Origin of the sequence: Pseudoalteromonas sp. T1lg65 (assembly GCF_051930985.1) — a bacterium.
Taxonomy (GTDB): domain Bacteria; phylum Pseudomonadota; class Gammaproteobacteria; order Enterobacterales; family Alteromonadaceae; genus Pseudoalteromonas.
This window is the reverse complement of the sequence record NZ_CP196837.1, coordinates 1,263,264-1,287,988: the sequence shown is the minus strand read 5'-3', so window position 1 is coordinate 1,287,988 and position 24,725 is coordinate 1,263,264. Positions and strand designations below refer to the sequence as shown.

General features: G+C 42.1%; 21 protein-coding genes. 6 read left to right on the top strand and 15 right to left on the bottom strand.

The window, feature by feature from the left end; translation table 11 throughout:
* Positions 1-11 precede the first annotated feature (11 nt).
* The 4 genes from ACSLBF_RS05435 to ACSLBF_RS05420 all read right to left on the bottom strand — a co-directional run bounded on the left by ACSLBF_RS05435 (position 12) and on the right by ACSLBF_RS05420 (position 2,447).
* On the bottom strand, positions 12-755 hold the full coding sequence (locus tag ACSLBF_RS05435; protein ID WP_440055588.1) for a hypothetical protein: 744 nt from the start codon (positions 753-755) through the stop codon (positions 12-14).
* 59 nt (positions 756-814) lie between these two features.
* The gene (locus ACSLBF_RS05430; protein WP_440055587.1) at positions 815-1,267 is read right to left on the bottom strand and encodes a DUF4402 domain-containing protein; all 453 of its coding nucleotides are present in this window, start codon (positions 1,265-1,267) and stop codon (positions 815-817) included.
* A 9-nt stretch (positions 1,268-1,276) separates the two neighbouring features.
* On the bottom strand, positions 1,277-1,846 hold the full coding sequence (locus ACSLBF_RS05425) for a DUF4402 domain-containing protein (protein WP_440055586.1): 570 nt from the start codon (positions 1,844-1,846) through the stop codon (positions 1,277-1,279).
* Positions 1,847-1,937: 91 nt separating this feature from the next.
* Positions 1,938-2,447 (bottom strand): hypothetical protein, encoded by a 510-nt coding sequence (locus ACSLBF_RS05420; protein WP_440055585.1) that lies wholly within the window; start codon positions 2,445-2,447, stop codon positions 1,938-1,940.
* A 453-nt stretch (positions 2,448-2,900) separates the two neighbouring features.
* Here ACSLBF_RS05420 and ACSLBF_RS05415 point away from each other — a divergent pair, with 453 nt between their 5' ends.
* On the top strand, positions 2,901-5,162 hold the full coding sequence (locus ACSLBF_RS05415) for a S8 family serine peptidase (RefSeq protein ID WP_440055584.1): 2,262 nt from the start codon (positions 2,901-2,903) through the stop codon (positions 5,160-5,162).
* A gap of 60 nt (positions 5,163-5,222) precedes the next feature.
* Positions 5,223-5,687, top strand: a complete 465-nt coding sequence (locus ACSLBF_RS05410; RefSeq protein ID WP_440055583.1) for a hypothetical protein — start codon at positions 5,223-5,225, stop codon at positions 5,685-5,687.
* A gap of 75 nt (positions 5,688-5,762) precedes the next feature.
* Here ACSLBF_RS05410 and ACSLBF_RS05405 read toward each other — a convergent pair whose 3' ends face one another.
* The 5 genes from ACSLBF_RS05405 to rppH are packed head-to-tail and all read right to left on the bottom strand — an operon-like array spanning position 5,763 to position 11,129.
* Positions 5,763-6,596, bottom strand: a complete 834-nt coding sequence (locus ACSLBF_RS05405; RefSeq protein WP_440055582.1) for a thymidylate synthase — start codon at positions 6,594-6,596, stop codon at positions 5,763-5,765.
* Between the two features lie 13 nt (positions 6,597-6,609).
* Entirely contained in the window at positions 6,610-7,422 is an 813-nt protein-coding gene (gene lgt / locus ACSLBF_RS05400; RefSeq protein ID WP_440055581.1) for a prolipoprotein diacylglyceryl transferase, read from the bottom strand.
* 9 nt (positions 7,423-7,431) lie between these two features.
* A complete protein-coding gene (locus ACSLBF_RS05395) occupies positions 7,432-8,241 on the bottom strand; it encodes a sulfite exporter TauE/SafE family protein (protein WP_440055580.1) in 810 nt (269 codons plus the stop codon).
* Between the two features lie 47 nt (positions 8,242-8,288).
* Positions 8,289-10,577 carry a phosphoenolpyruvate--protein phosphotransferase gene (ptsP, locus tag ACSLBF_RS05390; protein WP_440055579.1) on the bottom strand — a complete coding sequence of 763 codons (2,289 nt, stop codon included), beginning with the start codon at positions 10,575-10,577 and terminating at the stop codon, positions 8,289-8,291.
* Between the two features lie 24 nt (positions 10,578-10,601).
* A complete protein-coding gene (rppH, locus tag ACSLBF_RS05385; RefSeq protein WP_440055578.1) occupies positions 10,602-11,129 on the bottom strand; it encodes an RNA pyrophosphohydrolase in 528 nt (175 codons plus the stop codon).
* Between the two features lie 436 nt (positions 11,130-11,565).
* Here rppH and mutH point away from each other — a divergent pair, with 436 nt between their 5' ends.
* A complete protein-coding gene (gene mutH, locus ACSLBF_RS05380) occupies positions 11,566-12,240 on the top strand; it encodes a DNA mismatch repair endonuclease MutH (protein ID WP_440055577.1) in 675 nt (224 codons plus the stop codon).
* Between the two features lie 132 nt (positions 12,241-12,372).
* Positions 12,373-12,579, top strand: coding sequence for a hypothetical protein (locus ACSLBF_RS05375; RefSeq protein ID WP_440055576.1), 207 nt, complete (start codon positions 12,373-12,375; stop codon positions 12,577-12,579).
* Between the two features lie 293 nt (positions 12,580-12,872).
* Here the strand turns inward: ACSLBF_RS05375 and ACSLBF_RS05370 are convergent, their stop codons facing one another.
* Positions 12,873-13,253, bottom strand: coding sequence for a DUF4440 domain-containing protein (locus ACSLBF_RS05370; protein WP_440055575.1), 381 nt, complete (start codon positions 13,251-13,253; stop codon positions 12,873-12,875).
* Between the two features lie 129 nt (positions 13,254-13,382).
* Between ACSLBF_RS05370 and ACSLBF_RS05365 the strand changes: the two genes are divergently transcribed.
* Positions 13,383-13,943 carry a hypothetical protein gene (locus ACSLBF_RS05365; protein WP_440055574.1) on the top strand — a complete coding sequence of 187 codons (561 nt, stop codon included), beginning with the start codon at positions 13,383-13,385 and terminating at the stop codon, positions 13,941-13,943.
* A 244-nt stretch (positions 13,944-14,187) separates the two neighbouring features.
* On the opposite strand, the gene eno is transcribed toward ACSLBF_RS05365, so the two are convergent.
* The 5 genes from eno to rlmD form a co-directional block, all read right to left on the bottom strand.
* Complete coding sequence (gene eno, locus ACSLBF_RS05360; protein WP_440055573.1) at positions 14,188-15,480, bottom strand: phosphopyruvate hydratase; 1,293 nt, start codon at positions 15,478-15,480, stop codon at positions 14,188-14,190.
* Between the two features lie 307 nt (positions 15,481-15,787).
* Positions 15,788-17,422, bottom strand: a complete 1,635-nt coding sequence (locus ACSLBF_RS05355; protein ID WP_440055572.1) for a CTP synthase — start codon at positions 17,420-17,422, stop codon at positions 15,788-15,790.
* Between the two features lie 133 nt (positions 17,423-17,555).
* Positions 17,556-18,383, bottom strand: coding sequence for a nucleoside triphosphate pyrophosphohydrolase (mazG, locus tag ACSLBF_RS05350; RefSeq protein ID WP_440055571.1), 828 nt, complete (start codon positions 18,381-18,383; stop codon positions 17,556-17,558).
* Positions 18,367-20,517 (bottom strand): GTP diphosphokinase, encoded by a 2,151-nt coding sequence (gene relA / locus ACSLBF_RS05345; protein WP_440055570.1) that lies wholly within the window; start codon positions 20,515-20,517, stop codon positions 18,367-18,369. The genes mazG and relA overlap by 17 nt, the downstream gene beginning before the upstream one ends.
* A 5-nt stretch (positions 20,518-20,522) precedes the next feature.
* A complete protein-coding gene (gene rlmD / locus ACSLBF_RS05340; RefSeq protein ID WP_440055569.1) occupies positions 20,523-21,836 on the bottom strand; it encodes a 23S rRNA (uracil(1939)-C(5))-methyltransferase RlmD in 1,314 nt (437 codons plus the stop codon).
* Between the two features lie 74 nt (positions 21,837-21,910).
* On the opposite strand from rlmD, the gene barA reads away from it, so the two are divergent.
* Positions 21,911-24,685, top strand: coding sequence for a two-component sensor histidine kinase BarA (barA, locus tag ACSLBF_RS05335; RefSeq protein ID WP_440055568.1), 2,775 nt, complete (start codon positions 21,911-21,913; stop codon positions 24,683-24,685).
* Positions 24,686-24,725 lie beyond the last annotated feature (40 nt).

Sequence of the window (24,725 nt, the reverse complement as noted above, 5' to 3'; positions counted from 1 at the left end):
TTTAGCGTACACTAGCGAGATAATTGAATGGTTTCGGTGAAAAAGGTATGGCCTTGATATTCTCCATCACCTATATACTTGAGCGTTAACTTTCCCGGTGGCGTTATTTGCTTCGTTTTGTCGATATCTAAATTAACTTCTCGCTGATTAAGCTCTGGATAAATTGAAAACTTACTTAATGCACTGACAAGCCTTTGACTGGTTTGCCCATCAGGTTGCCATAACGCTTCAAGTTGACCAAAACTACTGTATTTACCCTGCCGGTTTAGCCTGATCGCTAAGCTTTGCATACCATCAGCGCGCTCTACAAAGTCTACTTTTTCCAAAGCGACTTTCGCCTCGGCCTGACCGACTCGAAACAGTACAGGGATGGTGTAATTCATCAACAGATTGATATCTATCCCACCACTATTTTCCGATACCCTCTTGTCCTGAGCTGAAGGTAAAACACTAAACAATAGATGTGAACGATATTCACCTGCCGCCATATTCGCCCTTCTACGTAATGCCAGCTTAACCACTTGTCGTTCTCCAGGCGCTAACGTCACTTGCTTTGGAGACATCCGAATAAAAGAACTAGCAGCCATCACGTTGGCCTCTGGCTCTACAAAGTTACTATATCCGCCTTCTTTGAGCGCCAGCTTTTCCTGAAACGTCATACGGTAGGTTTTAGTTTGCTCTCCGCCATTGATCAACGTGACAGTGGCAATCCGCTGCCTATCATCAAAGGCCACTCGTGTAGGAGTAATAAGCAAACTAGCTTGGCTTTTAAAGCAGAAGAGCAAAAGAAAAAAAACAACAATATTTTTCATAGTTAATAACTTATCGTCATATTTATAGTGACTTGTTGACCACCGTCAGCAACTAAGTGTCCTTGTCCCTCAAACTGCAGCACTCCGCCTACATGGAATGCCGCGTTACCAACCGCATCGGTATGCAACGTGCTTGGATGTTCTAACTTCACTAATCGCAATGCATCTTGAGTGCTACCATCATCTGAACGAAAGCTCACTGGCACAGCAAGAAACTCAATCGCCAGTTGAGTTGATGCGGGGAAATTAGATAACGAGACTTCAGCCGGGTGGCCCGCTGACACAATCAGCAAACTACCAGAGGCTTTCACTCCGGTAGATTGGCTTACGGTCATTGAACCATTTTGCTGGTAATTTGAAATTGCTATCGTACCAAAGCTCAGTGTTGGGTCGATAACAACATCGGCTGCCGCTACCACTGATGGGAAGGTTAGCAGCCATAGCAAAGTCCGCATCGTAACAGATTAATATTCAAGTGTAATTTGTAAATCTGCCGAGAAGTCTCCATCTTCATAACTGTTAGTTGAGGCGACCGTGCTTATAGTTGCGCCCATACTGAAAGACGCGTTACCTAAGTTATCCACTTTAATCTTATTAGCGACAGGGCCTGTGGTTCCACCACTACTTACATAATAAGTAAAATCGCTCAGGGTAAAACCCGGACCACTTGTTCCTTTAATGTCAAGATTAGTAGGATTGGTAATCGTTAACTCTTGATTAGGCGCGGCATTTGTCACTTCAAATGTTGCGGGTGAACCAGGTTCGATAACACTGATAGCTGCTGTTCCATCCGGGTTTGTCGGATCCTGAAGTTCTGCATCTGGTTTTGCTAACATAACATAGGTTGCAATATCTGAATCATGGCTTTGCGCTCTAATCGTTCCAAAATTAAGCGGATTTCCATTGGTTACTTCAAATAAGTTTTGTACTTTTACCGAGGCTTTAAATGTTACATCTACGGCATTTGCAGATGAAGAAAGTAAAGCAGCAGCTATAGCAGAAGTGATAAAGATAGGTTTAATGAGTGCTTTCATTTAAGTTCCTTTATAAAAATTACTGTCGAAAAAATACCGTTTTTTACTGACATTCAATTTATCGTTCCCAAAGTCGAAAACTTTAGGAGATTTATAAAATTATTTTCTTACAATCAATACTTTGTATGGAAAATAATCGGCAGTACAGCGCAGCTTCTTGCATTGAGTTAAGTCCATTTAATGTTGCCCACTTTAAATTACTGACTTCTTCAACCTGAATGTAAGAGTTAGCGAAAATACTTGGAAATCTGCGTTTTACCGCAACCAACAGCTGCTCATGGCGCTGCAACTGTTGTTGAGAGCCTGCGCTTGTTGAAACTGGAAAAAGTTTTACTTGAACACCGGTAGCGACTGCCTCTGGCTTTTTTTCAGGCGCTTTATACACTCTTACCGTTGAGGTTTGTTCTGGTAGCTGCTGAATATCGCTCACGTCCACTTGTTGTTCAAGCAGTGTTAATAACTGAGATAAGTCTTGTTTTAGTTCGCTTAGCCGTTTTAGATCCTCAACTTGCTTTTGGCTCAAAGGAGGCTGCTCAGGTGTTGAGCTACAGGCTACTTGCAGTACAATCAGCGTACAAATGAAAAAAATACGAATATTCACAGTCCGTTAGAAACTTCATCCTAGAAATTACCCAATATAGTACACAACGATTTGTGATGTTCCAATCCTTTTTAACGCAAATATTCTAAAGATTAACTCACTAAACTTGAGTAAAAAAAAACCATGAGGAGCAATGATATAATCAAAGCTAAACAGTAACATTAGCTTTTGACTAGATTAGAAAAGTGATAAAAACAACCAGCCCCAAGTTGTCCACGCTAATTTAAATGCGTTTTTTATAATAAACTCAACGCAAGTTCCATTACTGTTACATCTTACATAGCATAAAACAAGGCTCATTAACCATAAAAACCAACCGAACACCATTTAGCAAACCAAAACAACCTGAACTTAACCCCATTAACAAAAAAGTTGCCAAAATCTCATTTTTCCCCTAATCTCCCGTCTCCTTTAAAGGGACAATACCATAATGGTTTTTAATAGGTAGTAAAAATGATTAAAAAATGTCTTACGCTGTTATCAATATCAACAGCTTTTGCGTCGTTGCAAATCTCTGCAAACGAGAACAATGAAGCCCAAAATCAAGCTTCACACCCGCTCTACTATGAAGTACTTAATACTAAGTATCTGTCAGAAAAAAACGAATTCAATACGTTGTTAAACGAGCTGAACTCTATACAAATTACACCTTATTGGATCAATCAAACAGGGTTAGACGCTATCCCACAGCCGTCTGGCGAAAAGTTAAAAGTGTGTGTTATCGATTCTGGAGTAGATTCCAATCATAACGATCTATCTCAGATGAGTATTAATGGATACTGGAACACCTATGGTGGTAATTGGGGTGAAGATAATATTGGTCATGGTACACATATTTCAGGGATCATAAGTGCACTAGACAACGACTCGGGTGTAAGAGGCGCAATTGACAATGGTCATGTCGATGTCCATATCCAAAAATTAGTTCAATCTGCCCGTGGTGCTGACTCAGCAATTAATGACAAGAATCTAATAGAATCTATAGAAGTCTGTGCATCTGCTGGTGCAAAAATTATCAACCTCTCACTAAGCGGCATGAATTACTCAGGCGAATTGAGAGATGTTATTGATAGGTTGACCTATCAGAATGATATTATCTTTGTTGCCGCTGCTGGCAACCATGGCACTGCAACAGGATTCGATGGCCCGGCTTATCCTGCAGCATATCGCAACGTCGTTGGAGTGGGTGCGATAAATATAAATGGCGAGCTTGCTGATTTTTCTCCATCTTACTCTGGTGTTTCTCTGGTTGCACCAGGTGTTGACATCCTCTCTACCATTCCTAGTAGCTATAACAAAGTATCTTCTGTTTATTATGAAAGCAGCGAAGGCTATGTTGAATTTGACCATTATCAAATCGATAAAGGCCTCAGTTATCCTGAAACTTTACCAACACAAGATAGCTGTTACCACAATTTGTCAGCAACCGCTTTATCTGAGCAAATAAAGAATAAGGCATTGAGTCAAGCTTCAATTAATGAACTTGACCAGGCTTCGACTCAGTGTAGCGCTGATGGTGGCTCTGTATTAGTCGTTTCATACGACTATCTTGAGGCATTGGAAAAAGAAGAGTTTCGTACATTCAATCCATGGTTAAGTTCTTTGGATTATGAGGCTTCAATAGCCACGCTATTAATGCCTGGGCTAAATAACGACGAGATTAATTTCTTTAAAAATGGTGAAATCCGTGTCACATCGCAACAGCAGGGTTATGCGGCAGTAACTGGTACTTCCCAATCTGCAGCAATTGTCACTGCTGGAATAGCAAAATTATGGTCAAACTTCCCTGCTGCAACTGCTGAGCAAATACTAAATGCAGTTAAAGGTTCTGCCCTTCAATTAGATCACGACTACCCTGCTAATGCAGTAGGAAATGGTGCTGTTCACTTTGGTAATGCGTATGCGTACATGCAAAATTATACAAGTGTTCATAAAACACCTTCATGCCCTGCTGCTTGGTATGATAATAAGGCTTACAATACGTCCGAGCAGGCCACATTTAAAGGTGATATTTACGAAGCCAACTTCTGGACAAAAGGGCAATTGCCAGATTCTAACAGTGTAGAATATGGCCCTTGGAAAAAAGTCGCTAGTTGCGCAAATCCACCAAAAGAAGCATTCGACTATGAACAAGAAGTTAGTGATTCAAATTACGCGCTAAATGAGATTGAGCGAATTGAAGTTGTTTACAAATGTACTTCATATTCATTCAGCTGCGGTGGCGGTGGTGGCGGCTTTGGCGGCTGGGTTGATTTTGGTGGTGGCTACGGCGGTGGTGGTAACTACGGTGGTGGTGAAGGCGGCGGTGGCGGCGGCGGTGGCAGCAGCAACTCCGATAAAAATTCTGAAAAAGAAAAGCAAAAACAAAAAGAATACGAAGACATTAAAAAAAGAAGTGAAACCACACCAAAACAAAAACCGGGAGAATCTAAGGAAGATTACAATAAGAGGTTATCTGAATACTTCAAAAAAGTAGCTCAAGATTATAAAAAGTGGGATGATAAGTACAATAAAGGAAGACATACTAAGAAAATTCAAGAGCTTACAAACAGATCTCAAAAATATCAGAAGGCTTATGAAAATGCGGTAAGACACCGCCAAGTCACTGAACAGTATAAAAATGGTAAAAAGCCTAAGAGCCCAGTGTGTAGAGCAAAAACTAGAGGCGTTGTAAAAGTGATTCAAACCATCGGCTGCATGTTTGACGAGCCTTAATTACCAATTGTACCAATTGCAACAGGAGTAGACTTTCTGCTCCTGTTATTAAGAGGTTTTATGAATAATACAGAAACACAATCAATCGAAAGTATCTGGCAAGAGCAACTTTCAGCTCATGACTGTGACCCAGATTTGGCTTACGCCAAAGAAACTTTTTTTAATCAGACTGAAGAGCATATTTCAGCAGCATTTTCTCGCAGCGTGATTGAAAGAGCAAATGAGCTAAGAGTCATGCCTGATGCATTATTCAATACGTACTTTCACTACTTTATTCTCTATTTAATCGAAAAAGATCACGATCAATTCCATGCTTCTGAAATAGCTAACTGCTTCACATCCCTTCTCACAGAAAAACTGGATTCGAAATCGATTACTCGTTCAAAACTCATCGAGCAATCCAAAAGTGCCGTTGATTATTTAACGCTTAACACTGACTTTTTTAATGAGGATGCAGATATATACGGCGATCTAGAGAACAAGCTATTGGTTTTAAAAGACCAACTAAGTGCTTATCAGATTTAGATTAAAGTGTACTAGATTAAAAATAGTGGCCAACTCAAGTTGGCCACTACAAAAGTAATGAACGCTTCAAATGCGTTAGATTGCTACTGGCGCCTTGATATGCGGATGAGATTGGTAGTCAACTAATTCGAAGTCTTCAAATGTAAACCCAAATATATCTTTAACCTCTGGGTTAATTTTCATTGTTGGCTTTGGATAAGGCTGACGGCTCAATTGCTCTTCAACCTGCTCCATATGATTGAGATATAAGTGCGCATCACCAAACGTATGCACAAAGTCACCTACTTCTAAGTCGCAAACTTGTGCAACCATCATCGTCAACAACGCATAACTTGCGATATTAAACGGCACACCAAGGAAAATATCAGCACTGCGCTGATACAACTGACAAGACAGCTTACCGTCTAAAACATAGAACTGAAACAATGTATGGCAAGGTGGTAAAGCTTGTTTGCCCATCGCTGCATTTTCTTTTGGAGAGTAGTCAGTGTCTGGCAACAGTGCGGGATTCCACGCACTCACGATTAAACGGCGCGAATCAGGGTTAGTCTTGATTTGTTCAACCACATCTTTAATTTGGTCGATAGTTTCGCCATTTGGTCCTGTCCAAGAACGCCATTGGCTTCCGTACACGGGACCAAGATCACCGTCATCTGTTGCCCAACCGTCCCAAATGCTTACCCCATTCTCTTTGAGGTAGCGAATGTTGGTATCACCGTTTAAAAACCACAGAAGTTCATGAATAATCGAGCGCAAGTGACATTTTTTTGTGGTAACTAACGGAAAACCTTCTTGCAGATCAAAACGCATTTGGTAACCGAATACACTGACGGTTCCAGTTCCTGTTCGGTCTTCTTTTTTAGTGCCGTTATCACGTACATGACGCATGAGTTCTAAATATTGCTTCATCTTCACTTACTCTCTAATTCTTTGCTTGCTGTGCTGGTGCACTGTTTCCTGCTCGTTTGTACGCCCAAACAATCAACGCGGCACCAACAATAATCATCGGCAACGAGAGGATTTGCCCTTGCGAAATAACCCCGCCATATAAGCCTATATGCGCGTCAGGCTCTCTAAAGTATTCAATACCAAAGCGGAACACACCATATCCGGCTAAGAACAATCCGGCCACACTACCTGCAGGCCTTGGCTGTTTTCTGAACCAGATCAGCATTAAAAACAGTACTAGTCCTTCAAAAAATGCTTCATATAGCTGTGACGGGTGTCGAGGTTGAGGACCGCCTGTAGGAAATACAAATGCCCAAGGTACGTCGGTGACTCTGCCCCACAGCTCACCATTAATGAAGTTTCCGATCCGACCTGCAAATAATCCAACTGGCACCATCGGCACCACAAAATCCCCTACTGATAAGATCGACTTTTTGGTTTTAATTGCAAAAACAATAATGGCCGTCACTACCCCTAGCACGCCACCATGAAACGACATACCGCCTTGATCTATTCTAAATAAATAAAGTGGATTTTCGATAAAGTGACCGAATTGATAGAACAATACATAGCCAATTCGTCCACCTAGAATGACACCCAACATACAATAAAATACCAGATCACCTACCTGATCTTTGTGCCACTTTGAATTTGGTTTTGCAGCTTCTTTATTTGCCCACCACATCGCAAATAAGAAACCAATTAAATACATAACGCCATACCAGCGCACACTCAATGGGCCGATAGAAAAAATCACAGGATCAATCTGTGGAAACTGCAAAGCCATAGCCTTTCCTTAATTCAATAACATATTGCCGGCGATAATCACCAACAATGCCGAAAATACTTTTTTGATGGTCGTCACCGGTAAATGATGCGTCGCTTTTGCGCCAACAGGTGCCATAAACCAAGATGTCACCACTATACCTAGCAGCGCTGGTAAGTATACAAACCCTAAGAACCCATGTTCAATATCAACATGCCCACTACCTGAGGCAATATATCCAAACGAGCCAAAAATCGCGATTACTATACCACTGGCGGATGCGCAGCCGATGGCTTTTTTCATATCTAAAGAGAAAAAGGTCAGTAATGGAACAATTAACGCGCCGCCGCCAATTCCAATCATCGCAGAAAGTGCCCCCATGACCGAAGTCAACAACGCCAGTACTGGACCGGATGGTAGTGGACGATCACTCTTCGGCGGTTTTCGGGAGCTCCACGCCATTTTTGCAGCAATGACGATAACGCTAACAACAAATATCCATCTCACTAACTTTTCGGGCAACAGAACCGCAGCAAAACCGCTTGCCAATGCACCAATAGCAACACCGACCATCACCCAAGGTGCAATATGCCAAGGTACATTGGCATTTTTATGGTGCGCCTTGGCAGACGCCGTGGAGGTAAAAATAATGGATGCTAACGACGTGGCAATAGCAACCAATACCACTTGTTGTTGGGGAATTATTTCAAAATACGAGAGGATCCAAGATAAGATGGGAACGATGAGCAACCCGCCTCCGATCCCCAGAAGGCCAGCTAAAAAGCCTACCCCGCAGCCCAAAATAGCACACAAAAAAACGATTAACAGGATGCTTTCCATCAATTGACTCTTATTATTATTGCGCCGCTATCTTAACTCAAATGAGGCTAAGAAGCACCTTTAGCCTGATGGCTAGTATATAGTAGCTCAGCAAAGTCATGTTCAATCATAAACTCTTTAATTATGCGATGAACACTTTTAGAAGATGACTGCTGTAAACAGGCATCTAATAATCGTTCCATATCCGTCACATTTAATCTGCGCAGTACCCACTTCACTTTATTCAGAGATGAGATATTCATACTCAAGCGCCGGTAACCCATTGCAATTAGTAAAATGGCACCCTCTGGCTCACCACCCAGCTCTCCGCATAAGCTGAATGGCAGCTCATATTCTTGGCATTGCTTGGCTATCTGATTGAGCACTCTTAGAACACTTGGGTGATATGGGTCAAATAAATCTGCTACTTGCGCGTTGCTTCTATCAACGGCGAGTAAGTACTGGGTCAAATCGTTGCTACCAACCGAGCAAAAGTCCACTTTCTTAGACCATTCAGGAAGTAAATAAACACTGGATGGAACCTCCAGCATCACGCCAACCTCTGGCTTATCTATTTGATAAAATTGATCGGCCCATTCTTCTTGCAATTCGAAGCAAGCTTGTTCAATTAATGCTAATGCCTCGTCTATCTCTTCAGTATGCCCCACCATTGGCAACATAATTTGTAAATTGCCCAGCCCTGCATTGGCCTTGATCATCGCTTTTATCTGATCCAAAAATAGTTCTGGATGATCTAATGAAATTCTAATTCCGCGCCAGCCCAAAAAAGGATTTTCTTCTTTAATATTGAAGTAATCTAGAACCTTATCTCCTCCGATATCTAGCGTCCTCATAATCACAGGCTCAGGATGATATCTGGTCAATACATCCCGATACCAACTTTCTTGTTCAGCCTGAGACGGAAACTGCCCTTTTTGCATAAACCAAGCTTCGGTACGATATAGACCGACCCCATCACAAAATTTGGCACTTAATGGATCAGTCGACAGATCCAAGCCAGCATTAAGCAGCAAGCTGATCCGCTCACCATCCAAAGTCACCGGTGGTAATTCATGCTCAGCTTCAAACTTATCGTGAAGAATATTATCTTTATGTTTTATTTCTATATATTCATTGATTAATACTTGTGAGGGAGAGATATAAAGCCGTCCGGCATAGGCGTCTAGAATCACCTCTTTGCCATCAAATTGCAGCAGCGGAATGTCTTCAATGCCCCAAATTGCTGGTATCCCCATCGCTCTGGTTAGAATCGATGCATGCGAGTTAGCCGAACCATGAACACTTACAACCCCTTTCAACTTTTCTTTCGGCACCTGCGCTAACATAGTTGGCGTTAAGGTGTGTGCAATGAGAATAGTGTTTTCAGGATATTGTTTCACCGCTTGTTCAGTAGAAACCATGTGATTTAACACTCTTTGACCTATATCTTGAACATCAATCGCTCGTTCTTTGATGTATGGATCGGTCATGGTATCAAACTGAGCAAACAGTCTTTCGATTACATGTTTTAAGGATGACTTCGCATTCCACCCTTGCTGAAGCTCTTGTTCAACTTGCTTGCCCAAACTCTTTGCATCAAGTAATTGTTGATAGACTTCAAATACCGCTACAGCTTCTTTTGGCAAATCACTGCTGAGGGTTTTTGCCAGTACGTGAAACTCTTGCCGTGTTGCCGCAACCGCTTGATGAAACAATTGTCTTTGTTGTTCCAGATCATCCGCTTTTTGCGATTCAATGCTGGCGAAAACAATATTCGGCAGCACCACATACCCATGTCCAAGCGCAATGCCCGGAGCACTGGAAACCCCTTTTAGTACAGAAGTACGGTGACTAGACGCATCTTGCTCTAACAATGACTGCACTTCCGCGTTGGCAAGTTGTGAGGCTAATTGTGCTGACAGTGTAATTAAAAAAGATTCTTCGTCATGACTAAAGACTCTCGCCATCTTTTGCTGAACGACGATGACGCCAAGTACTTTACGTTGATGTACGACTGGCACCGAAAGAAAAGCATTAAAGCCTTCTTCATTCACTTCTGGTGATAAGCGAAATCGGGGGTGGGATTGGGCGTGAGCAATATTTATAGGTTCTTCTCGCTGAGCAACAAGACCGACTAATCCTTCTGTAAAACCCATTCGAAAAGTACCGACAGCCTTTTTATTTAGGCCATCGGTCGCCATTAACACAAAGTTATCTTGGCTATAATCGGCGAAGTAAATAGAGCAGCATTCAGTCCGCATAGCTTGTTTTACCATGCTTACAAAGCAATTTAACGCGCTTTGTAAGTTACCTTGTTGGGCAACCGCCTCAACAATTGATCTTAACGTCGCTAGCACTTTGTTGCTCCCCTATCTAATTCCTTAACGCTTTGCTCGCCAGTGTTCCTTTTGATGATGTTGGTTTTCTCTCCTGCCGAAAGGCATAGCAAAAGGAGCAAACTCCTTCATTACTCTGCGATACACATCTCGCTTGAAGGAAACAACTTGCCGGACGGGGTACCAATAGCTCACCCATCGCCAGTCATCAAACTCAGGATGATGAGTATGTAACAAGTCAACATCCTCATCTTTACACCTTAACTTCAACAAAAACCATTTCTGCTTTTGCCCGATACAAACAGGGCTAGAATCTCTGCGGATCAGTCGTTTTGGTAGCTTATATCGTAACCAATGTTTTGAACTTGCGACAATCTCGACATCTTCAGGCTTTAAACCTACTTCTTCATGTAACTCTCGATACATGGTTTGCTCTGGAGTTTCGCCTTCATCTACTCCACCTTGAGGAAATTGCCAAGAATGTTGTCCATAACGTCGGGCCCAAAATACTTGCCCTTGATTATTACAAATCACAATTCCGACATTGGCACGAAAACCTTCGGCATCAATCACCTTAGTGCCTCTTTTATAAGTCGATTTTTAATGATTGTTCCACAAGTGTGAGTTTACGGCAAATTTAATTCCACCTTTTACTCAAGTTACCCACAAGTTGTGCATAACCTTGCTCATTCTCGGTTATTTATCAAACAAATCCACAATTTAGCATTCATAAACTGACTTTCTCCACAGAAACTGTGGATAATTATGTTTATATGCCTGTATTTATCCAAAGCCTAAGAGAGTCACTGACCAACCAAATTAAAATAAATAACAAAAACACATTATTTATCATTCAGTTACTCAAACCATACTCCATGTAAGTAAGTAATAACCTGCGGTAAAAAACAATCTGAACATAAATTGAACGCTTAATTTTCTGATACCGTCCTTACTATTATATGCAGACGTGGAATTTGTTATCATTCAACTTTAACGCTAGGACGATATCGTGAGTAAAGTCGCACCACCACATTCAGTCGGAGAATTAATCAGACGAGTTGATCAGATTGCGGGATTGACCCTTGGCGAACTGGCCGAGTGTTATCAGTTTAAAACTCCTGAGCATTTACAACGAGAGAAAGGTTGGGTTGGGCAATTACTTGAATATGTACTTGGTGCAAATGCCGGTTCAAAGCCTGTACCTGATTTTGAACAGCTTGGTATTGAACTAAAAAGCCTACCAATTAGCGAGCAAGGAAAACCCTTAGAAACGACCTATGTTTCGGTCGTTCCTCTCACTAATCTCACTGGTTTGCGCTGGGAAAACTCAAGTGTGAAAAAAAAGCTTAGCCATGTGTTATGGTTACCAATTTTAGCTGAGCGTAGTATTCCCATTACAGAAAGAGTCATTGGACATGGCTTTTTGTGGCAACCTAGCCACGCACAAGAACAAGCGTTAAAGCGTGATTGGGAAGAACAGATAGAACTCATAGCAACGGGTCAAATTGAAACGATATCTGGCCACCTTGGAGAAGTTATGCAGATACGACCCAAGGCGGCTAATAGTAAAGCGCTAACTAACGCAATTGGGCCGGAAGGCAGCATAATTCAAACGCTTCCAAGAGGGTTTTATTTAAAAACGAGCTTCACACAGGCGATATTAATACAAGAATTTGGAAGTTAATTTTTTCACAATTAAAAAACAGCTTTGTTGACTTTGTTTATAATAAATGTGAATTTGAAATTATTGTTAAAAACAACAAGTGCTAAAAATAAAATTCTCAGAAGAGAAACTGGATCAACAAGGAATCAAGTCATGAAATTAAAGTTTAATAAAAAGTCAATTAAGGTATTAACGCCTAGCAATACTTCACTTCCCGTCCAAATGACACCACAGATTGGTGGCGGCGGTACGCTAACAGCGCGAACGGTTGATGTGACCTGCAACTCAAATGTAAATATGAGCTGTTGGACTTTTAGAAATGGACAAGCACATTGTGAATTATGGGAGCCTGAACTCTAAGGCATACCAATTCTTTTAATTAGTTGAGCAATATTGAGTCGAGGAAAGCGAGTTGATAACTGGGCTATTTCAATTTAGTGTACTAAATGAGTAATTTTTAACGCGGTTAGCGGCGGCTTTTATCTCTCGAATTGATCATATATTAATGTGAATTGGTATTGTTCAGTTCAAAAAACAAACGCTGGCATTTTTAGCCAGCGCTTAAGACAATCTTTCTCAACCGCTTTTCCCGCAATCTTATTCGTAATCACGATTGCGGCCAGTTTTGACTACACAGACCGTTCCCACTAAAATTACTGGCCATCGGCACGATTAACTGGAACAGCCTGATGAAGCACCAGTTTCCAACTCCCAGCATCATTAATCCAAGTAGACAGCCGTTTAGCAACTCTGATCTCTTCGTTTTTTGGCGAGACCAGAGCACTGAAATACTGCAGTGAAAATGAATTATGATCACCACATATTAACCTATAATCCCTAACAGAAATGCTATGGCCTCTTAAATCTTCCCCATTTACCGCATTAAGTACAAAGCTTCGATCTTTAAAGTTGCCGTCATAATCAATTTCTATAAAGCGTTCGCTGAGAAGACTTCCTAATTTTTCTTTACTCTCTCTCACACTTTTATCAAATATTTGCCTCTCTATTTCGATCGCTTGGTTCAGTTTCATCATTATCCTTAGCTGTGTATTTACTAAAACGACTTGTAGTCCAATTTACATTTTATTTTCAAATCAGTCTATTTTAGTATTGATTTAGGCACCAGGGTTTTGTAGTTTTTAGATAAATTAAAGGAGTATAATTTGAAAGCGAATACAAACTTAGATGAGTCAATCGAATTTATAAATCAATATGAGTTGCCCGTAGACGTCATTGATTACTTTGATTGGCACGTAGAAAGCCAGTTTAAGCAGAGGCTATCTTTAGACGAAATCAAGATTATCGTCGAAGGATTAAAAGACTACTTTATTTATATTCTGCTTTCACCCAAGAAAGTGGCTGCGGCCAGTAAACTAGTTGATGAGCTTTTTCATTGCTTTATTCTTCACACCCAAGATTATATGGACTTTTGCGACGGTGTGGGCCGGTACATTCACCACTTCCCCATTCAAAAGAAAAAAGTCAAAGGCCACCTTACTAATACCAAAGATATCGAGTTCAACGAACATTATCAGTCAATTATTAGAACTTATTGCATCGCTTGCCAAGCCTCAGAACTTGATCCGCTGACAACAGATATTACACCTTACTTCTTTCGAATTGATTCAATATTAAGAGAAGAATTTGCCACTTCTTTTGATATCAAGTTTTTCCAGTCTGCTTTACAAAAGCTCGACATGAATGACTTTATATTGGAAGAATAATTAAACTAAAAAGGAGCACACTATGAAACATCTAATAAATCGAGCAAACGTTAATAAAGAAGCGCATGAAAAAGTTGTAATAGAAATTAAAGCGTCAAAAATATTTTATGATGTCTGCTTGGGCGGCTGGGGTGGTTGGTAATAGCAATTAAACGCGTGCAACTTGCAGTATAAGGTTCACACCGAAATAAAAAAGCTGCTTCGTTATCGATAGCAGCTTTTATTTTAAATTAGCGAATTAGAATTACTGACCTTTGATCTCGCTACGACCATTATAAACCGCTTTATCACCTAACGCTTCTTCAATACGAAGCAATTGGTTGTACTTAGCAACACGGTCTGAACGGCAAAGTGAACCAGTCTTAATTTGACCTGCAGCAGTACCAACAGCTAAGTCAGCAATCGTTGCGTCTTCAGTTTCACCTGAGCGATGAGAGATAACCGCAGTGAAGCCAGCTTCTTGTGCCATTCTGATAGCATCAAGCGTCTCAGAAAGAGAACCAATCTGATTAAACTTGATCAAGATTGAGTTACCAATGCTTTCTTCAATACCACGCTTTAAGATCTTAGTGTTAGTTACAAACAAGTCGTCACCAACTAGCTGAACTTTATCGCCAATTTTATCCGTTAAGATTTTCCAACCAGCCCAATCACTTTCGTCTAGGCCATCTTCAATTGAAACAATTGGGTAACGTGCAGCAAGATCAGCTAAGAAACCCGCAAAGCCTTCAGAGTCAAACGCTTTACCTTCACCTTTAAGGTCATACTTACCATCTGTATAAAATTCAGACGCTGCACAGTCTAGCGCAAGCGTGATATCTTTGTTCATCTCGTAACCCGCAGCAGCAACCGCTTCAACGATGACTTCAAGCGCTTCTTCATTCGATTTAAGATCTGGTGCAAAGCCACCTTCATCACCTACGGCAGTGTTTAAGCCACGTGCTTTGAGTACTTTTTTCAAGCTATGGAAGATTTCCGCACCCATACGCAATGCTTCGCGGAAGCTTTTCGCGCCTACTGGTTGAACCATGAACTCTTGAATATCAACATTGTTATCAGCGTGTTCACCACCGTTCAAAATGTTCATCATTGGAACTGGCATAGAGTACTTACCAGAAGTGCCGTTGATATCAGCAATGTGCTCGTATAACGCAACACCTTTTTCTTGCGCTGCTGCTTTCGCCGTAGCAAGAGACACAGCAAGAATTGCATTAGCACCTAGTTTTTCTTTGTTTTCAGTGCCATCAAGGTCCAACATGATTTGGTCAATTTCGCGTTGCTCAAGCGCATTTTTGCCAGCCAGAGCTGACGCAATGTCATTATTAATGTAATTAACCGCCGTCAATACGCCTTTACCTAAGTAACGCGCTTTATCACCGTCACGCAGTTCTAGTGCTTCACGAGTACCTGTTGATGCACCAGAAGGTGCACACGCGCGTCCCCATGCGCCAGATTCTAGGTGCACATCCGCTTCAACTGTAGGGTTACCACGTGAGTCCATAACTTCACGGCCAATTACTTTTACGATTTTTGACATCTTGATTCCTCTTGTTCCCAAAGATGGTGAGTGTGTGACTGCAATAAATTACGCAGTACAATTCAAGTATTACTAATCCGATTGATGAGTCGGTATAAATATTGCCCTATCTTCCCGCTATCCAAAAGTGAAGAATTTGCATTTGCCGCCACTGGAAAATAATGACCAGAAAGCGTTTTATACCCAATTGGTATCATAAAAAAGTTTGCTGATACGTACTGCGACTAAAGTCTATGCAATCTAGGTATCAGCAAAGTTTCTCTTTCTAAACAACAAAAAAGCCGTGCATAGGCACGGCTTTTCAGAATTAAGATGACGCTTTTTGATGCGTGTGCGCAGCTGCCACAAACCCTTCAAATAGCGGATGTCCATCACGCGGTGTCGACGTAAACTCAGGGTGGAACTGAGCCGCAATAAACCAAGGATGATCTTTGTTCTCAATGATCTCAACCAGCTTTTTGTCTTCTGACAACCCAGTAAACTGAAGACCGGCTTTTTCTAGCTCTCCAACATAGTTGTTGTTTACTTCATAGCGGTGACGGTGGCGCTCAATGATTTCACCTGCTCCATAGACTTCACGCACTTTAGAGCCTTCTTTGAGGTGACAAAGCTGTGCACCCAAACGCATGGTACCACCTAGATCAGAATCTTCATCACGCACTTCAATCTTACCATCCGCGTCTAACCACTCCGTGATCAAACCAACAACGGGGTGCGGGCTCTTCAAATCAAACTCGGTAGAGTTAGCGCCTTCAAGGCCTGCAACATTACGTGCATATTCGATTAGCGCTACTTGCATGCCCAAACAAATTCCTAGATAAGGCACTTTGTTTTCACGCGCATATTTAGCAGCGATGATTTTGCCTTCTACGCCACGATTACCGAAACCGCCCGGAACTAATATTGCATCTAGGTGCTCAAGTAATTCAGTCCCTTTGCTTTCGATATCCTGTGAATCTACGTACTGAATATTCACTGTTAAGCGGTTTTTAAGACCTGCATGCTTAAGCGCTTCGTTTACTGACTTGTAGGCATCAGGTAGTTCAATATATTTACCTACCATCCCAATTGTCACTTCACCTGTTGGGTTAGACTCTTGATAAAGTACCTGTTCCCACTCTGCTAAATCCGCTTCAGGGCAATCTAAGTAGAAACGACGACAGATGATGCTATCGAGCTCTTGTGATTTAAGAAGCGCAGGGATCTTGTAAATGCTGTCTACGTCTTGCAGTGAAATAACCGCTTTTTCTTCAACGTTAGTGAACAAAGCGATTTTCGCGCGTTCATTGGCTGGTAATTTACGGTCAGAACGACAGATCAAAATATCAGGTTGAATACCGATTGAGCGCAGTTCTTTTACTGAGTGCTGAGTTGGCTTGGTTTTCACTTCACCTGCAGGGCCTAAGAACGGCACTAAAGTCAGGTGCATATACAGTGCGTTTTCACGACCAAGCTCAGTGCCTAGTTGACGAATTGCTTCAAGGAAAGGTTGTGATTCGATATCACCCACTGTCCCGCCAATCTCAACGATGGCTACATCGTGACCCTCAGCGCCTTCAAGAACACGGCGTTTAATGTCATTTGTGATGTGCGGAATAACTTGAATAGTAGCACCAAGAAATTCACCTTTACGCTCTTTGCGTAACACGTCTTCAAATACTCGACCTTGCGTAAAGTTATTACGCTTGGTCATTTTGGTGCGAATAAAGCGCTCATAGTGACCAAGATCAAGATCAGTCTCTGCACCGTCTTCGGTTACAAATACCTCACCGTGCTGAATAGGGCTCATAGTCCCAGGGTCAACATTGATATATGGATCCAGCTTTAGGATGGTTACTTTTAAGCCACGTGCCTCTAAAATAGCGGCTAAAGAAGCAGCTGCAATACCTTTACCCAAGGAGGATACTACTCCGCCCGTTACGAAGATAAATTTTGTACTCATGCGAACCCTAGAATATCAGGAAAATTGGAATTTAAATCAGAATCAAGACGGGGCGATAGTATAGCAAAAGGCGCGGTGCCATTCCAGAGAAAAATGACACACCCGTTAACTTGCGCGCCTTAGTTAGGAGCTACTATCTGTTTAACTGTTGCCGTTGGCGGCGCTTTACTTCTTCCCAAGCAGCATCCATTTGTTCCAGACTAGCATCGGATAGCGCTTGGTCATTCGACTGCAAGATAGCCTCAATTTGCAAAAAGCGTTCGGTAAATTTGTTGGTTGCTTGTCTGAGCAACTGCTCTGGATCTTTTTTAATATGCCGTGCCACATTAACGGTGGCAAACAACAAATCTCCGAGTTCTTCGGCGCTGTGCTCCGAATACGGATCCTCTGCTAGAGCTTCTGATACTTCAACCACTTCTTCTTGTACTTTCTCAAGTGCACCGTGATAAGTTGGCCAGTCAAAGCCCAACTTGGCCGCTTGCTTTTGTACTTTGCAAGCTTTGCTTAAAGCAGGCAAACTTGCTGGGATATCTTGAGCAAAACCAGCATTAGGCTGCGCTGACTTTTCTTGTTCTTTAATGGCTTGCCACTGCTTTGCAAGCGCTTTTTCTGTTAGCTTTTGCTGTTTTTCGAACACATGAGGGTGTCTTCTCACTAATTTTGTATTGAGGGCTTCCACGATATCGCCAAAATCAAACAACCCCTGCTCCTGTCCTAGCTGAGCATAAAAGATAACTTGAAATAGTAAATCACCCAGCTCTTCTTTAAGATGCGTAAAGTCTGCCTTTTCGATTGCGTCTGCAACTTCGTGCGCTTCTTCTAAAGTGTGCGGTACGATTGATTGAAAGTCCTGTTGTTTATCCCAATCACAGCCAAACTCAGGGTCTCTAAGCTTGGCCATGATCTCAAGCGCTCGAGTGATTTGTTGTTGTGCGTGAGTCGTTTTACTGTCGCTTAGCATCAAATACACCTTCAATTTGATTCAGTTTGGTTAACAGACGATTTGTTGCAGACAAGTCATCGACTTCGACTTTCATCATGAACATGGCAACGTTTTGTGCATCTTGAGTTTGTACATTCATGTTTAGTACATTGACTTTTTCGTTCGCCAATACTGAGCTGATGTCTCTGATCAGCCCTTGCCTATCATGCGCTTCAATTTTCAAATCAATTGCATAAGAGGCTTTAACATCGTCAGACCAACTAACCGCTATTTCTCGTTCTGGGTGTTTGTCAGTAATATGTGCAAAAGAATCACAGTCCGCTCTATGTACCGCAATTCCACGGCCTTGTGTGATGTAGCCAACAATTTCGTCACCCGGAACTGGCTGACAACATTTCGCCATATGGCTCATTAAACTACCAACACCGTCAACCACTACCGCGTTTTTATCACCTTTCGTGCGCTTAGTTGCGATTTTCAGCTTAGGGGTTTCTTCTGGCTTATCTTGAACATAATTAAGGAATTGATTAATCCTGACATCACCCGCACCGATTGCCACCATCAAGTCATCTAATTCTTTAAAATTGAAGCGCGCGATAGCCGGCTCTAAGTCTTTGTATGTCAAATCCAGCTTTTGCAATTGGTTGTCGAGTATTTCTTTACCCGCTTGCAGATTTTTATCTCTATCGAGCTGTTTAAACCAATGATGTATTTTGCTTCTGGCACGAGATGAATGGATGTAACCCAACGAGGGATTTAACCAGTCTCGACTTGGCGCGGCATTTTTTTGAGTAAGTATTTCTACCTGATCGCCGGTTTTCAAGGTGTAGGTGAAAGGCACGATTTTCCCAAAAACCTTAGCACCAATACAGCGATGACCAACGTTTGAGTGAATGTAGTACGCGAAGTCCAGCGGCGTCGCCCCTAATGGCAAATCAAAAATATCCCCTTTCGGAGTAAATACGTATACACGATCTTCAACAACTTGATTTTTTAACTCATCGGCTAATTCGGTTGCATCAACGACTTCTTCTTGCCACTGTAACAGTTTGCGTAGCCAGCTAATTTTTTGCTCATAACCAGAATTACGCCCAGGTAACGCACCTTCTTTGTACATCCAGTGAGCTGCGACTCCCAGCTCTGCATCTTGATGCATCGCTTCGGTGCGAATTTGGATTTCCACAGTTTTACCTTCAGGTCCAAACACGACCGTGTGGATGGATTGATACCCGTTTTGTTTGGGCGTGGCGATGTAGTCATCAAATTCTTTGTTTAAATGCTTCCAGTTAGTGTGCACTATACCCAATGCACCATAGCAATCTTGTAGCTCATCAACCACAATTCGCATCGCACGAATATCAAACAGCTGTTCAAATTCGTAGCCTTTTTGCGACATCTTTTTGTAAATACTGTAGATGTGTTTTGGTCGACCATAAACTTGCGCTTTAATGCCCGCATCTGCTAGCTTTTGCGACACTAGGTTGACCATGTTTTCCATGTACGCCTCTCGGTCAAGGCGTTTGTCTGCCAGTTTCTTCGCTATGCTTTTGTACGTATCCGGCCTTAAATATCGGAAAGACAGATCTTCTAGTTCCCATTTTAATTGGCCAATTCCAAGTCGATTTGCAAGTGGTGCGAACGTATTGGCTGCAGATTTAGCTGCAATCACCCGTTCTTCTTCGGAAGCATTTTTAACCGCACGTAAATGACATATTTGCTCTGCCAGTTTGATCACTACCGCGCGGACATCTTCTACCATCGCCAGCAACATTCGACGAATGTTATCTACTTGTACTTTACCAGAGCTTTGGTGCGCTAACGTACTGATGGTTTCCATCTTTTCAACACCTTGCAACAGCAATGAGACATTACTGCCTAAGTGTTCTTCAACCACTTCAAGACTGATACTGCCAGACACAAAATAGGGCGTCAGAAAAGCGGTAGCCAAAGATTCACTATCGAAGTTCAAATCCGCTAAGATTTCAACCATTTCAATCGCATTATTGAGGTGCTCAGTTGACTCATCCGTCGAACAAAGTGCATAAGCCCTGTTTAACCATTCTCGCTGATCTGTAGTTAGCTGTAAAAAATTTAGGCGCGCATCAAACTCCAGCGGCAGCTGTGCTTGGTGTGACTGGCGAGTAGCAACCATGTTCATTACCTCCTTAGGAACAGGGCCATCGTTTCAATATGACTGGTGTGAACAAACATATTCATCAAACCGACTTTATTTAGTTCAAAACCTGCTTGGCTAATCACTTTACTGTCTCTGGCCAAGGTCACGGGGTCACAAGAGACATAGAGTATTTTTTTGAACTGAGTCAAAGGCAACTGTTTTAGTACCTCCAAAGCGCCAGGTCTCGATGGATCCAATAGCAGTATATCAGCGTGAGGATCAAACCATGGCGCGGAAGCTATCGACTCGGTCAAGTCAAAACGATAAAACTGACAATTCGTTATCTGGTTAGTTTGCGCATTTTGCTTAGCCATTGCAACCGATTGCGCTTCACCTTCGACACCAATCACTTTGTTTGACTGTTTTGCGAGCACTAATGAAAAATTACCAACACCGCAAAACAGATCTAACACCTTTTCAGAACCCGATAACTCGAGCCAATCAACAGCCTGCTGTAACATTTTTTCATTCACTTGTTGATTCACTTGAATGAAGTTAGCTAATGTAAAAGACAACTTTAGACCAAAGTTAGCTAACTGATAGTACGGAGTACGAGCATAACTAACCGCCGTTTCGCCATCATCAAAAACAACCACATATTCTTTAAGCTCATCGACAAATTTCTGTTTTTGCTCGTCACTAATTGCGCGAGTATGACGCAGTAAAACAAAGTTGCCGTTATCAGCCTGACACAACTGAATATGGCTCACTGATTTAAAAGCCGACATTTCATTGAGCTTATTTCGCAATGTGTCAAACAAAGTATCAAACGGCTTAACTAACACATCACAGTGTGAAACTTCGACTATTTTTTTGGCCTGCTTTTCACGAAACCCCAACTGTAAATGACCCGATTGTTTATGATGTAGACTTGCTATTCTCGCGGCTCGACGATAATGCTGCGGCTCGGAGCGAATACAAGGTTGCCAAGGGAGCTGGTCAATACCCGCAAACTTGGCAAATAGCATCGTCACAGCTTGTTGCTTGGTTTCAATTTGCGCATCTAGTTGTTGATGTTGCAAGCTGCACCCCCCGCAACGCTCATAATACTCGCAAAATGGTGGCACTCGCTCAGGTGATGGGGTTAATACTTTTACTACTGTTGCTTCAAGCAATTTGGACTTGTCTTGTAGCACCTGCCCTTTTACTTTTTCCCCAGTTAATGCCCCCTCGACAAAACAAACCTTGCCTGCGACCCTCGCCACGCCTCGCCCCTGATGATCCATTGAATCAATTAATACTTCGATATGACGAATTGGCTTAGTTGACTTTTTAGCTCGAAAAATCTGTGCCATGACAGCCCTCTTTGTTTGCTAATCACGCCTGTTAGGGATACTCTTAGTGTCAGATTTATCAGTCTTTTTTTGATATGACCAAACTAAGTTTACGTGACAGTATTTTATTACTTACTTTGCTTCCCACTCTATTAGTGGGCATTTTGCTTGGCGGGTATTTTACTATAAACCGCTATACAGAGCTTGAAGAAATTATCACACAGCAAGGTAATCGCATCGCAGAATCCATCGCCTTATCCGTGGAACACCCTTTATCACAAAAAGATAAGGCTAGACTGCATAGATTGTTAAGTCAGGCGCACAACAAACATGCACCATTGGTAAAGAGTATTGCGCTGTATGACGAAAATAATCATCTCCTGTTAACCAGTAACTATCACTCTGAATTTGATGCGTTAGCTTTCCAAGCGCCTCTAAAACAGCTGCATGCCACACAAACTAAACAGTTTGATAATACCATTGTGTTTTACACCCCAGTAAAAGACACCACGGTTGAAAATACTGACTGGCGTAACACTCAACCTGCGACTCGAGCGGTGTTAATGGTCGAGCTTAGTAAGGATCAAGCCCTTATCGCGCAGCAGCGTGCACTTATTGTTAGCGCGGCAATCATATTTTTGGTTTTCTTGCTTAGTATTGCGCTTGCAATACGTCTATCTCGGTCTATGAGTGGACCAATCGCCAGCTTGCTTCTAGCAACCGACAAGCTCAATGAAGGAAAGCAAAACATTGGCATTAACAACCCTATGTATGGTGAATTTGAATTGCTACGTGAGGGTCTAAATACCATTGCAATGAAAATGTCGCAGCAAAGAGATGAAATGCAGAAGCACATTGATCAGGCGACAAGTGACTACCGAGAAACACTTGAGCAGTATGAAACACAAAATATTCAGCTCAATATTGCCAAGCGTGAAGCGCAAGATGCCAACAAGGTAAAATCTGACTTCTTAGCAAAGATGAGTCACGAGCTACGCACGCCGTTAAACGGGGTAATTGGCTTTACGCGACAACTCTACAAAACCCCCTTGAACAAACATCAGAAAGATTATTTAGACACCATTGAGCTATCAGCGAATAGCTTATTGACCATCATCAGCGACATCCTCGACTTCTCTAAACTAGAAGCTGGCGCAATGGAGCTCGAGACTATCCAATTCGAGCTGCGCGATGCCGTTAATGAAGTAATGACACTACTTGCCCCAAGCGCCCATGAAAAACAGCTAGAGTTTTCCATTGCTATCAATAGCCAAGTGCCTGACAACATTATTGGTGACCCGACTCGATTTAAGCAAGTACTTACCAACCTTATCAGTAACGCCATAAAATTTACTGACAAAGGTTCGGTTAAGGTAGATATTGGCCACCGTGTTATTGATGAAAATCAGACTTCTCTGTTAGTTTCGGTAAGCGACACTGGTGTTGGTATCGCCCAAGACAAACAAGACACTTTGTTTACGCCTTTTGCGCAAGCCGATACCAGTATTACGCGTAAATTTGGTGGTACAGGCCTAGGACTTATTATTACTAAGCACATTGTAGAGGCGATGCAAGGTCGAATCACTTTAAACTCAGCGCCTGGCAGCGGAACTTGTTTTACGTTCAACGCCATTTTTGCGTTGCCTACACGTATCTATAATGACGATCTACCGAATAAGCCTTTGGAAAACAAAAGAGTGTTATATTTCGAACCACAAGAACATACGCACTCAGCAGTACTTAGTCAGCTCGAAAGTTGGCATATGAAGGTAACACCTTGTGCCACTGAAGAAGAGTTCTACAAAGCACTTTCAAAGGACTTTAGTTATGATATTTGTTTGATTGGGACCATGGCGAGCGTTGACCAGATGCAAAGCGTGAAAGGCTACATCAAGCAAGCCAGAAGCGCGGTAGATTACCTGTACTTAATGGTTAATACCATTTCCCACAATATGCGAGAGGCACTGATAGGAAGTGGTGCTGATGCTTGTCTAAGTAAACCTCTAAACCACCGTAAGCTTTGTGAAATGCTTGCGGCGCCATATCGACTGGATCACCCAGATATGACCGCAGAGGAAACGGAAACCGACAATTTGCCATTAAAAGTGCTTGTAGCAGACGATAATGATGCAAACTTAAAGTTAATTTGTACGCTTCTTAATGAACAAGTAGAGTCCGTTGATACGGCGCATAACGGTGCTCAAGCTGTGAGCTTATGTAAATCCAGAAGATATGACTTAATTTTTATGGATATCCAAATGCCCATTATGGATGGGATCAGTGCCTGCAAAAGTATTCGCGAGTCGTCAGTCAATGAAGATACGCCCATTATTGCTGTCACTGCACATGCCCTAACTGGTGAAAAAGAGCAGCTTATGGTCGATGGCTTTAGCAACTATATGACCAAACCCATTGATGAAGATATGCTCAAGCAAATTATCTGTGACCACAGCTCGTCGCTACCGGTGAACAAACAGAAGCACTCTGAAGCACTACAGCATAGCGTGCCTCCATTTGAAAGCTCTCAGCTTGATTGGACACTAGCACTGCAACGCGCTGGTAATAAACCAGATCTCGCGCTCGAAATGCTCAATATGCTGCTATCGAGTGTGCCAGAAACACTACAACAATTAGAGACAGCACAACAACAAAATGACACTCAATCACTATTACGTGTTGTTCATAAATTTCATGGTGCCTGTTGTTATACTGGAGTACCCAATCTCAAGAAGCTTGCCGAAACCATTGAAACCGCGTTGAAGCAAGAACAACCTGTTGATGCCATTGAACCAGAATTATTTGAGTTAGTTGATGGATTGGCAAGCTTGCAACATGATGCTGAACCATCGAAAAGAGAAACGATCAGCTAATAAATTTGAGAAGCAAAACCTGACGCCAGGCTAAGTTAAA

Excerpts from the sequence above, each read along its gene's own strand:
- lgt (WP_440055581.1), bottom strand. The coding sequence starts at position 7,422 with ATGGCTTTGCAGTTTCCACAGATTGATCCTGTGATTTTTTCTATCGGC.
- eno (WP_440055573.1), bottom strand. The coding sequence starts at position 15,480 with ATGTCAAAAATCGTAAAAGTAATTGGCCGTGAAGTTATGGACTCACGT.
- relA (WP_440055570.1), bottom strand. The coding sequence starts at position 20,517 with ATGGTTGCTACTCGCCAGTCACACCAAGCACAGCTGCCGCTGGAGTTT.
- ACSLBF_RS05405 (WP_440055582.1), bottom strand. The coding sequence starts at position 6,596 with ATGAAGCAATATTTAGAACTCATGCGTCATGTACGTGATAACGGCACT.
- ACSLBF_RS05375 (WP_440055576.1), top strand. The coding sequence starts at position 12,373 with ATGAAATTAAAGTTTAATAAAAAGTCAATTAAGGTATTAACGCCTAGC.
- ACSLBF_RS05370 (WP_440055575.1), bottom strand. The coding sequence starts at position 13,253 with ATGATGAAACTGAACCAAGCGATCGAAATAGAGAGGCAAATATTTGAT.
- rlmD (WP_440055569.1), bottom strand. The coding sequence starts at position 21,836 with ATGGCACAGATTTTTCGAGCTAAAAAGTCAACTAAGCCAATTCGTCAT.
- ACSLBF_RS05425 (WP_440055586.1), bottom strand. The coding sequence starts at position 1,846 with ATGAAAGCACTCATTAAACCTATCTTTATCACTTCTGCTATAGCTGCT.
- barA (WP_440055568.1), top strand. The coding sequence starts at position 21,911 with ATGACCAAACTAAGTTTACGTGACAGTATTTTATTACTTACTTTGCTT.
- ACSLBF_RS05410 (WP_440055583.1), top strand. The coding sequence starts at position 5,223 with ATGAATAATACAGAAACACAATCAATCGAAAGTATCTGGCAAGAGCAA.
- ACSLBF_RS05355 (WP_440055572.1), bottom strand. The coding sequence starts at position 17,422 with ATGAGTACAAAATTTATCTTCGTAACGGGCGGAGTAGTATCCTCCTTG.
- ACSLBF_RS05415 (WP_440055584.1), top strand. The coding sequence starts at position 2,901 with ATGATTAAAAAATGTCTTACGCTGTTATCAATATCAACAGCTTTTGCG.
- ACSLBF_RS05430 (WP_440055587.1), bottom strand. The coding sequence starts at position 1,267 with ATGCGGACTTTGCTATGGCTGCTAACCTTCCCATCAGTGGTAGCGGCA.
- mazG (WP_440055571.1), bottom strand. The coding sequence starts at position 18,383 with ATGCTAAGCGACAGTAAAACGACTCACGCACAACAACAAATCACTCGA.
- ACSLBF_RS05395 (WP_440055580.1), bottom strand. The coding sequence starts at position 8,241 with ATGGAAAGCATCCTGTTAATCGTTTTTTTGTGTGCTATTTTGGGCTGC.